The sequence below is a fragment of the Cohnella soli genome, assembly GCF_042655525.1.
GTDB lineage: Bacteria > Bacillota > Bacilli > Paenibacillales > Paenibacillaceae > Cohnella > Cohnella soli.
Window position 1 is genome coordinate 1 of sequence record NZ_JBHSMI010000026.1, and the last position, 14,408, is coordinate 14,408.

Below are 14,408 nucleotides of genomic sequence, written 5' to 3' on the forward strand. Positions count from 1 at the left end.
CGAGACGCAGGCAGCGCACTCTTTCGCCGCCGACCTTCACTTCGATATGGCTAACCGGATCGCGATCCGTAAAATAAAGCGTCAAATTCAGCTTCGCCTCACGGCTCCCCAAATTCAGCACGATGACCGACTCGTGACCTTTGAGCAAAGAATCTCCGGCCGGCGGCAGCTCGCAATCGGGATATATCCATAAGGTATGGCCCTGTTCGTTGCCCATCTTCTCACCTCCCTCCATCAAAAGGATGTCAGTCGCTATTTCTCACGCTGGATTCGTTGATCAGCAGTTCAGGCTCCAGCACGATTTTCTCGAACCTATTTCGTCCCTTATTGCGTTCTCTGCGCATGATGATTTCAGCGGCAATGGAGCCGATCTCGTAAGCAGGCTGAATGACGGCCGTGATGCCCGGCTTGATCAGTCCCGTTTCGTCGTGCGCATCGAAGCAAGCGACCGCGATGTCATCGGGAATGCTCAGTCCGTTCTCGTTAATGGCCTTTATCGCCCCGTACAACAGAAAATCGTTGGCGGCGAAAACCGCGGTCGGCCGCCCGTCCTGCATGAGCCATTCCCGCATCATCCGATATCCGCTCTCCCGCTAGAATGCTCCTGTACCGATCCAATGCTCCTGCGGCTCGATGCCGTTTTCCTCCAAGCATTGGAGGAAGCCATGCCTGCGTTCGGAAGACGTAGATTGGTTCAACGGCCCCGTAATCATCGCGATTTTGCGGTGGCCCTGATCAACGAGGTGCTGCGTGATGCTGCGGCTCGCTTTGACGTTATCGATGGCGACCAGATTAAAGCCGTCTTCCATCGCCGGCATATTGTCGATAAAGACAAACGGAATACCGGAATCGAAATAAGGCTGGAACAGCCGGGCATCCGCGCCGACGGTGGCGATCACGAGTCCGCTCACCTGATTTTGCAGCAGTACGCGGATATAATCCTCTTCCTTGCCCACATCTTCATCCGTGTTGCAGACGAGCACGTTATATTCGTTCTCTCTCGCGACCTTCTCGACGCCCTTGATCACTTTCGCGTAAAAGCTGTTGGAGATGTCCGCCATCACCACACCGAGCGAACGGGCGCTTCGGCGCTTCAAGCTGCGCGCGACTTCATTCGGCCGGTAACCCGTCTGCTGGATGGCGGCCAGTATGCGTTCCCGCGTCTTGGCGCCTACCCGTCCGGTTCCGTTCACGGTTTTGGAGACGGTCGACACCGACACGTTTAATTGTTTGGCGAGATCCTTAAGCTGCACGGTCCCCTCCTCTCCCGGCGAATGGTACAACGTTTGCGCAATTGGCGTGCGTCGGCCTCCATCCGCCTTGCGGGCGGATTATCATGATAACGCGTTGTCTGTCAGCGCAAGCGACTTGCGGTATTCCGCAAATTCGCTGTCCAGCACGCTTTGCACCTGCGCGATCTTCCACCGTAAATGCGCCGTATCCGTCATGTACTCCATGCTCGGCTCCCAGCCGAGCCGCGAGTCGGCTTCCACGAGCGGAATCGTCGCTTCCGCGTTGGCGATTTCCCGGCGGGCCAATTCCTCCATCTGCTCGAGCAACGCCGTCGCTTTGCCGGTATCCCCTTCGCTCAGCAACTGCCTTTTCAGCTTCCACCATTGTTTGACATGGATCGCCGTCTGCAGAGACCTTGCGATAAACTGACCGATCCCGAGCATGAACACGCCGTCCTCCCGTTTGCGGTCCGGGGTCAGTTGCAACGCTTTTTCCAACAGCTCGTTGCCGGCTGCCATCCGTTCCAGCATCCGTTGCAGGCTCCGGATCTCTACGTCGATACGGGATACGCCCAGCGACTGCCTCGGATCTTCCAGTGGTTCATAGACCGTTAATACGATTTCATTCCCGAACATCGCATGCTTTGCTGCCGGCATTTGTACCGCCTTGCTAAACATTGGCTTGCGAAACACAAGCGGATAAGACGGCCCGACGCGGAACGGCCCGTACTGATCTTCGTTCGTCGGTATATAGTGGACAATCGCTTCGCTCCATGCGTTCCAAGCTTCCACCGCGAAGGGGGCGGCCGCCTCGCCGAAATCCCGTTTGGCCAACATCGCCAGCGCTTCCTCGTAAGTTGGGCTCGGGCTCCAATACGCCCATTTCGTCAGCTCGCTCACAAAGGACGGCCACCAGCCGAAATGATGTGACTCCATCAAGCCGCTTAGGCCCCAATTGTCATTCGCTTGCAGCAACGCCTGATGTCTCCTGTTCCACTGACCGGGAAACGGTTCGTACGGAATGACGCCGAAATCCCACGTGAGTCCGCCCGTATTGCTCATCGCGTACAGCTTAATGCCGCGCTCTCGGGCGACTTCCGCTTCGCTGCTGAAATATTCGCCCGGTCCGACCTTCGCCAGCGTGTAATCGACGCATACGTGCGTCACATGCTCGTTCTTCATTTGCTCGAACATTTCGAACGTCACTTGCAGCGTAATATTTTCCGGCAGCGCGCGAATAAGCTTGAGGCGGTCTTCCTTCGGCGCATACCCCCAGTTGTACGTCCAGAACACGATGTCCGCGTCAGGATTGTGCGCGCGTATCGTACCCGACAGCAAAGTCAGCCATTGCGGGAAGTCATAGCACGGCCACCAGCCCGGGCTCGGCTTCGTTTGCGGCTGATCCGCCTGCCATTCAAGGCGAAGCTTACCCGTCGTGTTCGGATCCTTGCTCGGAAACTCGCAAGATTCTCCGACCAGAATAACGCCCTTGAAACGGGGACAAGCCTGAAAAATCTTGCCGTAAGTAGAATCGTAATAGGCTTTCGAGTCGGGATCGTCCGGATGTAGGCGGCTCGTTAAATAGCTGTACACATACACGTCCAGCCCGTACAACTCGGCGCGATCGACCAAGTAGTTGAAATCCTGATAACCTTCCGGCGTCTCGTCGACGTCCTTGACGAACACCATTATCGCGTCAATGCCCGCATGCGCCATCGCGTTTAGATGCGCGTCGGGATAACGATCCAGCCCCCAGCCGGAATGCGCCATTCGCGGCGAGAACAGCGGCTCGCGGGTTACGTCCATAGGCGCCAGCAACGGGGCTTCCCGCAAATTCATTTGATCCTCGAGAAAATAACTGCCTTGCGCCGCTCCCCGCTCATCGTATCCGCACACCACTATGCAGTTTTCTTCGGCAATGATACGATAGCTTCTCGATTTCTCAAGCGCTTCGCCCAGTGCGGGCAGTTGCGCCTTCGACGCCAGTACAATGGCACGATCCCCGCCAGCCACTGCTTCCGCAACATTCCGCGTTCGGGTCAAACGGACGGAGACGTTCATGCTTGTAAGTAGGTAGTCTTGCAAATCCTTGGCCGTGTTCACGAGAAGGGGCCCGGCTGCTTCATCGATGACGATGCGCCAGTCTTCCGAAATTTCCAGCTCGCCAGCAATGGCGCGAACTGCCAGATCGCGGCGGTTAGGCTTGTGAACGACTTCGAGCCGTTTGCGAAAATCGTAATTGCGCTCCATTCTCTCCCGCTCCTTCCTCACACATGCTCTTGTCTCGCTGTTCCAGCTTCAGGCTACAACCATTTCCCGATTCGGTATATAGACGATTTGACGCACCATAGACGAAAAGAGGAAAGAAACGCCGGTTACGGGCAATAGACATTTTATCGCCGATAGACGTTTTTCCTCCGCACGTCGTGTGTAAGCCTTATCCTCTACCTATAATTATAAGAAGGAGCAATATGCCGCATAGCCGACAAAATGATTAAATCTATCAACAATTTAATTGTTTTTCTTTTATTACTTCTCCACGACGACCATCGTGTACCCGACGACTTCCGGCAGCGGGATGCGGATGTAGCCATCGACAATTTCATATGCAAGCGGCTGCCGCGTTGGCGCCGTATACACGGCCTTGGCTCCCTCTCCTCTAATGCTCACGACTCCGCCATGCAGCACGGCATGCTCCTCGATGACGTTATATTTGTTGCGCATTTCCGGATAAGTGGTCTTGACGTGAATCATTTGCATCTGATCCTTGGCCGTTACCGTTACGCGCGCTGTCGATGGAATATGCTCAACCTTGAGCAGCGAATCGGGCAGCAACTGCTCGAGACAATGTTTCAGCATATATTTGTGTTCCGGCATCGCATATTCGCCATAACCCAAGAAAAGCTGGAAGCAAATCTGGAACACATTTCCAGATCGCAGTACGGCCGGCCAACCCGCATATTTTTCCGGCGGCGTATAGAAGGTACCATGAAATCCGTCCCACTTGCGGTTAAAATATGGCTGATAGTAATCGGCAACTGTGTGCGAACCCGGCTTTCCGCTCATCTGAATGCCTTGGTTGTAAATCGCGCACAGCCGATCCGGAAGCAGCTGCCGATCGCCCTCCAGCATTTTGAAGTACGACGCATTCCACGTGTCGGGACCGTCGTAGCTCATGTTCCAGCTCTCGATGGCGAACGCCGTTTTCTCCGGATTCAATCCAGAGCTGCCGGTGCTGATAATGCCGCCGCCTTTAGCAAGATGCGCTTCCAGCTTCTCCTGTAGCAGCTTGGTGACCGGAATGACGTCAGGGAGAATAATCACTTTGTACTTGGATATATCCGCCCGCTCGTCCATGATGTCAAAAGAATACTTCAACTCCCCGAGCATCCTCGCCGCCGCGTTCAAGATCGCCTGCCCTTGCGGGAACGCCACATTGTTCGCGCCCATATCGCAGCCTTCGGGCATGATGATTCCGATCTCCGTCACTGCGCGGGCATAGTCCGTCCAAGGCTCATAGCGTTCGATATCGGTGTACACCTCTCCGACCAGCCTGTATACATCCGGCTCCAGGCCGTCGCGGGGATGCATATGATCGCCAACCGATGTCGTAATGCCGTTGCTGATCGCATCCCAGCAGTCGTACTCCAGCGAGGCTTTGCTTTTCAATCCGCCGAAATCTCCCCAACTGGCATGGAATCGCCCTGTCATGTAGACGACTTGTTTGCCGAGATTGCGCGCATAGGCCGCCTGAGCGGCAAAGTAATCATAGCTCCACGCCCCAGGCAAACACTCGATTTCGATGTGCGTGCCCAGCCCGTCGCAGTTGATGTGACCAAGCCCGTTCGGGAAGAAAAAGAGATCATCTCCGATTGCTTTTTTCACGTCCCAGAAGAAATCAATGGCCGTTTGTTTCATGAAGGCGGCGGCATCCTGGTCGTTCAACGGATCCATGCCCCGCTCCAGCATACTCTCGTTGCACTCGTTCCCGTAACAAGGGTTGATCAGGATGCAATCCAGGAAAATGCCGTCTACGGGATACAGCTCGACGACTTCCTTGATCATGCTCAGCAAGTAATCGCGATATCCCGAGTTAAGACACATGAGCCGGAAGAAGTTCGCCGTCCGATCTCCTTCGATGATCTGTCCATCTTTGTTCACAAGACACCACTCGCGATGCTTCCGGGCCATCTCATGATCCAGGCCGACATTAAAATAAGCGGCAACTCCGATTCCAAGCTTGTGGCACTCTTCTACCATCTGCCCGAGCATATCGAATTTCATATGCGGGTGCGGCAAGCCGATCTTCGTCGGATAATAGGCAAAACCGATGTTGCACTTCGCAAACACATTTATAAAATCTACTTTGGCGTCTTTCAGCGTCCTTGCGAACTGCTTCGCATCGAAGTTTGCGCCAAAATCGGGGATGTCGGGCAAAGTATGAAAATCCAAATGAACAGCCCGCTTAATCAATCTCATGGTCGTGCCTCCAGTCTATGATTGAACACATGTTGCATAGCAACCTTAGGACTTATCCAAAAATTAAGGAGCGGTGCGAACTTCTAATTGCAAAAAGTACATTTAGTTTCGGTAGACGGCGTGTTCCGAGAATTCTAGTTGCAAAAAGTGCAGTTAGTTTCAGGAAAATTGCTTACGTCGGCAAATGCGGGGGAACTAAGTGACGTTTTTACACGTAGTTTCGCGATACACCGGATCATGGCCAAACTAAGTGACGTTTTTGCAGTTAGTTTCAACGATACCTCGAACAATTCTATTCACGCGCGCGGTCAAACCATACTCCCCGGCAAGCCGGAGAGTATGGTCAGCGCACCGTCAAAATCGATTAATCTGACAGCTTATACACCGAGACATCGTCAATGTACAGCTTCTCGCCTAACCCGAACCCAGAATGGTTGATTTTCAAGATCAAGGTGTCGGGCACTTCCCCGTTATAATCCGGTTCAACGTCGAATGTATAGTCGAACTGCACCCATCTGCCCGGCATCCATGAGACGGGTCTTTCAACCGATGCGGTACTGTCTAAGCTGCCGTTTCCATTGCTGATCGTCGCCACCAATTGAATACTGCCTGACACGCTGGCGTTCATCGGCACGAAGTAATTCAATACGGCTTTGTATTTGCCAGGCGTAATCGACGTGACCTTGAAAGGACTGCTATAAGGATCCGTCACGCTCGTCTCCAAGCTGAAGCCGCCTGTGCGCTTGAATGCGCTAGTCCGCAATACCGTTGAATTCTGGTCCGTGTAGTACGAAAACCATTCGGATGCAAGCCATGGCGCAGAGACTAGGCCATCTTCGATAGACGGATTCGTGACCAGATTGTTCCCCTCGACGAGATGAACGGGCCTGAAATCTTTTGCCGTCCAAGGCGCTCCGCCTCCCCAGCCAAGATATACGGATTGACCGTGGTAGTTGCGGAAGAAAAATCCCATCAGCGACTTCGTCGTGCTTGGATCGACCCCGATGCTGGAGAAGGGAATCACTTGAATGACATTCCAACGATCCGTTCCGATCTGGGCGCTTGCTTGCCATCTGTTGTCTACGCCAGGCACAGGGCCCGCCGAACTTGAGTTGTAAATGAATTTGACGGCCTTTGGATTGGTGAAGTAACCGGTATACCCACCGGCCACGTCGCCTGTCACATACGTTTCAACCGAGTCATCCGCCACCCGCCACCATCCGTTGGGCGCATCGTCATTCATGATGATGCCGGACATGTTGGGATCGAAATTCTCATAGCCGACATACAAATTGTCGTTATCCCACAGCAAGTACATCCTCGTCTGTGCCGGCGGGGCTTCTGTTGACGTCATTCTTAAAAACTCTGTAATCGGTACAGCGTTCACCCAAGGTCCCTGGCTGAAGTCAAGCGAAGACAGAATCGTAGACTTGCTTGCCGTCGTCTTGACCGCAGTCGCGGAATATTGATGAATACTGTCGATATATGCTTGCACGCGTTGGAACTCTGCAAGGAATTCGTTGTCGGGATCCGTAATCGTGTTCGCATAGCTTTGCAGCGCGGCAATCAGTCCTGTCTGAATCCCATCCCACTTCCCGCTATATTGGGAGTATGACGTCAAGTTAAGAATCGGATCTCCTTTGAACTGGTCAGTAAGCACTTGACGCTTCATCGCCATATCGAAGCTTTGTTTCAGATCCGCCAGCATCGCCAGCGCATCTTGTTCATTCGTTGGCGCACTGACAGCTCCTCTCGGATAGCTAAGCGCCGACGCTTCGAATAGCTCGAATGCGCGCAGGAGCTTCTCGGCACGAATTTTTTGCTTGGCCGTCACCGCTTTGGCCACGACCGATTCCAGCAGGCTGCGACTCTGCGTCAAGTCAGCCTTCGTTACCGCAGTTAAATAGCGGTGATCCTGTAAAGGAAGGAAGTTGGCTCTATCAGCCTTATTTTTCCAATCAAGATACCAGTCTGTATTCAATATGCGTACGGTCCAGAAGTTCTCCCATAGCTCATAGTAGCTCTTCAGATCGTCAGATGCCGCCGCTCCGACCGTCCGCTTATACCATTCGTCCAGCAGCAGGTCAACATCTTGATCCGGATTCCATTGAAGCTTAGCCGACAGCCATGGCTTCGGTCCTTCGCCGAAATTGGGATAAAGCTCCGCCACATGCGCGATTACACCGTGTTCCTCGGCATACTTGTAGTTGTCCGCCATTTGGTTCATATACACGCGCGGCAGATTGTATGGCGTTCCGAATAAATACTCATAAAAGCCTATATTGTCCGCTTTCAATTGCCATTTCTCGGTTATATCGTTTCCGAGTGCCGCCATATCCGGGTCGATCCACGTCAGGCGATCATCCGTAATATAAGGAATGACGTGGGAATTCAGCTTAACTGTCGAAGGCGGATCATAGACGTTCCAATAGGCCAACAATCCGAAATACTTATCGGGATAATCTTGCAGTACGCCTTCCACGACTTTGTTCACCCAGGCATAGTACACATCCGACATATCCAGGACGCCTACGGAGTTGAGTTTGCCATTCGCACGCGCCTTGTCAGCCGCACAATAGTTATCGCTGTCATTGATCCCCAGCGAGAAAGACTGAGCGTCAGGGAAGTTATGGAAGTAATCCTTGATTCGCCATATGGCTGCAGCAGCCGTATCATCATTCAAGCATGGCTGCCATGCATACGGATGCGTAGGCACGACACCTCCCGGGTAATATTCGGGATGGGTTGCAAACACTTGCGGGTCGAACAGGACATTCAAATAGTGATGGAACTTGATCGCGTCGTGCATGCGATTATGCTCGGCCCAATCCGCAGTCGTCTGCAATGTGTACCAGGCTTCCGTACCGAAGAAGTGACGGGATATCGCAGCGGGTTCATCGATTACGTTCGTAAATGCAATAACAACATCATTATGCTGCGGTACATCTTCTCCATCGGGTCCCGGCATTAGCCAGCGTACACCGACGTACCGTTCAAGGAACTCCAAAACGCCGAATTCAGTTCCCGACCCTGTCGGTCCGCTAATCGAAAGGTCATTCCCGTAAGGCATAATGACAAATCCATCATCGTTCAAGCTTTGCATTTTGGCAGCGACAGCAGCTTCTGCCCCTGGTACGCTCTTGCCGATATAAATACGGACGTCCCCGTTGTACGTATTCCCAGACGCAGTTAGCTGTGCCGTAGTCATAATCGGCAAATCCGCGCCCGTAGATTTTTTAACATACTCGGCTAACGTATTGGCGGATGAGCTTAACTTTGTATCGTCAACGACGATTACCGCGTTCGCCTGACCGTTCGCCACAACGCTCAAATCCGATCCGGGTTCGATCGTTACATCAACGACGGAAGTCGCGCCGCTTGTCACGTTAAATGGACTCGAGATGACGTCGGTATAATGAGCCTTCGATACGATAATCTTGTAGGTACCGATTGGCACATTGCTGAAGGTGAAAGTTCCGGTTTGCCCCGATGCGGCGGTCATCGTTACAGAGCCGACCAGCTTAACTTCGGCGCCTTCGATTCCGATATTGTCAGGATCGAACACATGACCGTTTACTGTGCCATTTTGCTGTGTCGGTTCCGGGGATGTTGTCGGCCCAGGCGTACCCGTCGTCGAGCTTCCGCCGGTGCCGGCGCCTTCCTTCTTCAACGGCTGTCTTGCGAATGTCGATGATTTGGCGCCTTCATGGATGATTGCAAGTTTTATTGTTCCTTGACCGAGCGCTTGGGTAATAGCTTCCAAAACGAGCGATTCGATCACGGCGTCATCGTCCAAGCTTAGTATCGCCGGCGTTAATACCGTCAGCGAAGCGACAGTTGTTGACCCTTCCAGCACAACGCGAACGGAGCCGCTTTTTTTATCGACAATAACGATCGCAAGCTTCGAATTCAGGAAATGAATGCTGTTCGCGCCGCCGCCATTTACTGTCGTCTTGCCGAGCACCGTAACATGGTTTAAGGTTACATCGCCCTCGCCGATCCCTGCTGCGAGCAAAAGATTCCCTTCGATTTTCATGTTGCGTAGCGTGACTCCGGGAACGTTGACGATAACGTCCTTCTTGACCGTTTGCACATTGTCGTCGGGGCCATAAACGCCGGCTTTGTCGTAGGAGATCTGCTGTCCGTCATGCGACGAGATGCTGCGATCCAGCACAACGACGGCTTCGGCGCGCGTCATGGATGCTTTCGGCCGGAAACTTTGCTTACTGTCCCCGATCATAATCTGCTCCGCTGCAACGGCACCGACGGCAGCTTTGGCCCAATTCGCGATTTTATCGGCATCGCTGAAAGTAATCGCAGTATCGACGCCACCTTCAAGCTTCAACAAACGGCTCATCATGACCGCCGCTTCTTGCCGGCTGATCTGCCGGTTTGCACCGATCGTGCCATCGGCATTGCCTTGTAAGTACCCGGCCTTGACCGCAACGGCAACGTCCTTATAAGCCCAATCTGAAGCGCGCAAATCCGTAAAGCTGATTGCCGCCTCCTCCGTGAAACCCAGCGCACGGTTCGTAAGCGCGATCAATTCGCCTCTCGTGATCGGCTTATCCGGTTTCAGGCTTCCGTCGGAGTAGCCTTTAATAAGCCCTTTGTTTTGCCATTCGAGCAGCTGTTTTTCCGCCCAATGTCCGCTAATATCCGAAGCTGCAGCACCAAACGCATTGCCAAAACTTGAGCCGATTAAACTTGAGATCAAGAGAACGATCATACATGCCCGACCGAGTGTATTTAATTTCATCATCCATGCCTCCTCTTTAGGATCACTGAATAATGTAACCGCTTTATTGCGCATTCGAAAGAAGGGATAAGACGCTGATCCCTCTTATCCCCTAATCCGAGCTTCACCTTACGCTTTCTTCCCTATTTCTTAATACGTTCGAGCGATTGGGGCCACTTCTCATCCCAATAGGCTTTGGACTTGTCGAGTCCCATCTTGAAGAGCTCGTTGATAACATTCTTCTTCTGCGTCTCGTAATCCGCTTCTGATTTGGCTAGAATGACCTTCGGCATCGCTTTCCACATATAATCTTTAATCGAATCGTCGATCCGTTTAATATCATCCGGCGGCGTACCTAAAGCCACACTACCCGCCGTATCATACACCAATAAGTTGACTTTGCCTTGCGCCGCCATTTTCTCGATTGCATCCCCTGGATAATCGCCGCCGTAATGCTTGGCATAATCCAACTGGTAGTCTTTCCATTCAATACTCTTAATGATCGATTCGGAGTTTAAATCAAATGCCACTCCCTCATCGGAATTGATGGTATAATCGCTCAAACCGTAAATGTACGCATACTTCGTGACGCCAATCTTTTCCGCCTCTTCGGTATTCTCGCGAGCTTTGATAAAGCTATCCAGAAATGCGGGTTTATTGTCTACCATGTCCCACTGTTTGCCTTTGATGCCTCTGGTGAGTAAGTTCATCCCTTCATTGCTGTAAAGGTAATTCAATACTTCCATTGCTTTCTCGGGGTTTTTGGAGTTTTTGGCAATCGCGAACGCTCTGCCGGCTTTCCCGATGACCGATACGTTTGTTTTGTAAATCGAGTGATTTTCCATCGGAATCGTGACAAATCCGGCATCGGGTATTTTCGCGAGCGCTTCATTCGCGCCTGCCTGCCACCAAGCTCCAATCCCTGACAATACTTGCAGATTCGTCTGCTTGTTCTGGTATTGGTCCAAATTCTGAATGAACGATTCCGGATCCAGCAGCCCCATCTGATTCGCCTTGAAGAAAAATTTCATGCTGTCCCAGAAAGCGCCGTCTTCTTTGGCCAGGAAGTTATAGAAGTTGTTATTGGCATCAATCATGTAGTTGCCCGGCCCATCCATGTAACCTTGAGAGAGAGCCATTTGAACGTAGAACGGATATAAGCCCCAACCCGCTTTTTCCACGAAAGAAGATACGCCGTATACTTTTTTACCGTCTGCCGTCTTTGGATGCTTCTCCTGCATCGCTTTCAATACATTGAGAAAATCGTCGGGACTTGTAATCGGCGGGAAGCCTAGCTCTTTATAATAATCCCACCTCGTCAAATAACCGGCGCCGTAATCGGTGAAAGGCACCTTGGAGACCATTTCCTTCGTTGCGCCAACCTGCATCGGAAGCAGGTATAACTTTCCGGTGTCAGCGCTTACATACTTGCGATAATAATCCAGCGCTTCCGTATTTTTTGCAATATCTGGTCCCTTGCTCTGAACAAGATCGTCAAGCGGGAGAATGAGATCTCCTTCAATCAATTGCTTGTAATCTTCTTCGAAGGTGAAAATAATGTCCGGCAGTTCCCGGCTCGCCATCATCAGCTTGAATCTGTCCGCATTCTGATTAATAAACTCGATTTCGACGCCCAGCCTCTTCTCCAACTCTTGCATGACTTCGTCTGTCTGACGCCCCTCGTTCTTCAAAGGCACATTCCCGTAATAAAAAGTAAGCTTCACGGGTTCTTTGTTCTGGCTTGCTTCCGGCGTCCCTGTTTGTGTGCTGCCCCCGGTCGAGGCGCTTGGCGTTGCATTGTTGCCCCCTTTGTTGCTGTTGCTACCGCTGCATCCCGCAACTACGAAAACCATGATCAAGGAAACGAATAGCAATGTTGCTTTTTTTCTGATCATTCCTAATCCTCCCATAGTGACATAATCATTTATATTGAAAGCCAGTCTGCGGTGAGCAGACAAGACCGTTCAATTGTTTGTACTAACCTTTCACTGCCCCAAGCATGATCCCTTTGACAAAATAACGCTGCATAAAAGGGTAGACGAACAGAATCGGAAGGGTAACGATCATCGTCATCGTCATCTTGATCGATTCCGGCGTAAGTTTGTGCGCGGCGCTCTTATCCAGGATATCCGATGGATTCACGTTCGCCATCGCGGCCGCGGAGTTCAAATAATTGTAAAGCATGACCTGCAGCGTCTGCAGGCTCGGCTTGGAGACGAGAAAGTAATTGTCTTGCCAGGCGTTCCACTGCCCTACAGCGGCAAAGACGGCGATAGTAGCGATAATCGGCAGCGAGAGCGGAACGATAATTTTGTTAAAAACCGTCCAATACCCCGCGCCGTCCATCATCGCCGACTCTTCCAAAGCCGCCGGCAATTGTTCGATATACGTCTTGATCAGGACAATGTAGAAACCGCTGATCGCCGATGGCAGCACATACAGCAAGAAGTTGTTATCGAGATGCATAAACCTCATCGTCAAGTACCATGGAATGAGGCCGGCGTTGAAATAAAGCGTAATGACAACAAACCGGTAAATGAATTTGCGGAAGTACAATTCCTGCTTGGTTACGATGTAGGAAAAAAAAGTACAGCACGCTACCGTTACGAACGTTCCGATGACGGTACGGAGAATCGAGATGACTGCCGTCGAATACAGCGTTGGCGTTTGCAGCAGTTTCTCGTAATTGACGAAATTGAGCCCTATAGGCAGCAGCAGCAATCCGCCTGCCGCTTTAACGGGATCGCTAATCGTATAGATTAATATATAATAGAAAGGATAGGTGCAGACAAATGCAACGATCAGGAAGAACACAAGATTGCAGCTACGGAATAAAGCGTCCATGAAGTTTGTACGTTTCGTAATCAAGTAGGCACCTCCTTAAAGCGCAATTAGATGATCGATTGGCCGCGGAATTTCTTGGCCAACTGATTGACGGCAAACAAGAGCACGATGCTGATTAACGTTTTCCACATGCCCACTGCGGTGGCGAACGGATAATCGTTGCCATGGAAGGCGACGCGATAGATGTAGTAATCGAGCACCTCCAACTTGTCTGCAACGAGCGGATTATAAAAGACGAAAAATTGGTCGAAACCATTGCTCAGCATATTGCTGACATTTAGCAGCAGAAGTACGATAAACGTCGGCATCAATCCGGGCAGAGTGACGTGCCATATGCACCTGAACCTTCCGGCTCCGTCTATTTGGGCGGCGTCGAACAGCTGCGAATCCAGACCGGCGATCGCCGCAAAATAGATGATCGCGGACCAGCCTGTATTTTTCCAGATGACGATCGCCGTCTGCACGTACCACGCCGAATCCGGATTGCCCAGCACGTTAACCGGATTTTTAATCCAGCCGAATTGCGTCAGCAGCGTATTGAAAATACCCTCGAACGAAAAGATGGAAAAAACTAAGGAGAACACGATGATCCAGCTGATAAAATAAGGTACTGTCGTTACCGTTTGGACAAACTTCTTTAATCTGCGGCCCCGAAGCTCGGATAGCAGAATGGCAAAAACAATTGGCAACGGAGATGACAGAATATTCAAAAAACTCATAACAAGCGTATTGATTAATACTTTCCCAATTTCGCTATTCGCGCCAAATAACAAACGGAAATATTCCAATCCGGCAAACGGCGTCTCCGACAGCGGAATGCCGGGTTTATACTTGAAGAACGCATACACCCATCCGAATAAAGGCACATAGCTGAATACGATGACGAGCACCAGAAGCGGCAAAATCATCAGAAACAACGACAATCGCCGCCATGTGATTTTCGGTTTCGGCTTCGGGTTGGTGGAGATTGTAATCGGGGCTTGCATAGGCTGCTCCTCTCTAGTCGTCTTAGCGAAAGATCCGTTAAGATGAATTATAGAGAGCTGCAGCCGGATGTTAAATAAACGGAATTACGATTATAGGCACTTGCTTCCTGTCTACACTTTTGTTTTGAG

At 51.5% G+C, this 14,408-nt stretch carries 7 protein-coding genes and 1 pseudogene; all 8 read right to left on the reverse strand.

The genetic code is table 11. From position 1 onward, the window contains the following. On the reverse strand, positions 1 to 217 hold a 217-nt coding region (locus ACFPOF_RS16145), incomplete at its 3' end, for a sensory rhodopsin transducer (protein ID WP_378133158.1). Positions 218 to 245: 28 nt separating this feature from the next. Next, positions 246 to 1,253: pseudogene (locus ACFPOF_RS16150) on the reverse strand (LacI family DNA-binding transcriptional regulator). Positions 1,254 to 1,334: 81 nt separating this feature from the next. Continuing rightward, positions 1,335 to 3,482, reverse strand: a complete 2,148-nt coding sequence (locus ACFPOF_RS16155) for a hypothetical protein (protein ID WP_378134441.1) — start codon at positions 3,480 to 3,482, stop codon at positions 1,335 to 1,337. Between the two features lie 279 nt (positions 3,483 to 3,761). Next, positions 3,762 to 5,711, reverse strand: a complete 1,950-nt coding sequence (locus tag ACFPOF_RS16160; protein WP_378134443.1) for an alpha-amylase family protein — start codon at positions 5,709 to 5,711, stop codon at positions 3,762 to 3,764. A 364-nt stretch (positions 5,712 to 6,075) separates the two neighbouring features. Further along, positions 6,076 to 10,473 (reverse strand): DUF4838 domain-containing protein, encoded by a 4,398-nt coding sequence (locus ACFPOF_RS16165; RefSeq protein ID WP_378134445.1) that lies wholly within the window; start codon positions 10,471 to 10,473, stop codon positions 6,076 to 6,078. Between the two features lie 119 nt (positions 10,474 to 10,592). Beyond that, positions 10,593 to 12,344 (reverse strand): extracellular solute-binding protein, encoded by a 1,752-nt coding sequence (locus ACFPOF_RS16170; RefSeq protein WP_378134447.1) that lies wholly within the window; start codon positions 12,342 to 12,344, stop codon positions 10,593 to 10,595. Between the two features lie 82 nt (positions 12,345 to 12,426). Then, positions 12,427 to 13,317: a carbohydrate ABC transporter permease gene (locus ACFPOF_RS16175; RefSeq protein ID WP_378134449.1), complete on the reverse strand. Its 891-nt coding sequence runs from the start codon at positions 13,315 to 13,317 to the stop codon at positions 12,427 to 12,429. A gap of 23 nt (positions 13,318 to 13,340) precedes the next feature. After that, positions 13,341 to 14,279, reverse strand: a complete 939-nt coding sequence (locus ACFPOF_RS16180) for an ABC transporter permease (RefSeq protein ID WP_378134450.1) — start codon at positions 14,277 to 14,279, stop codon at positions 13,341 to 13,343. Positions 14,280 to 14,408: the final 129 nt, after the last annotated feature.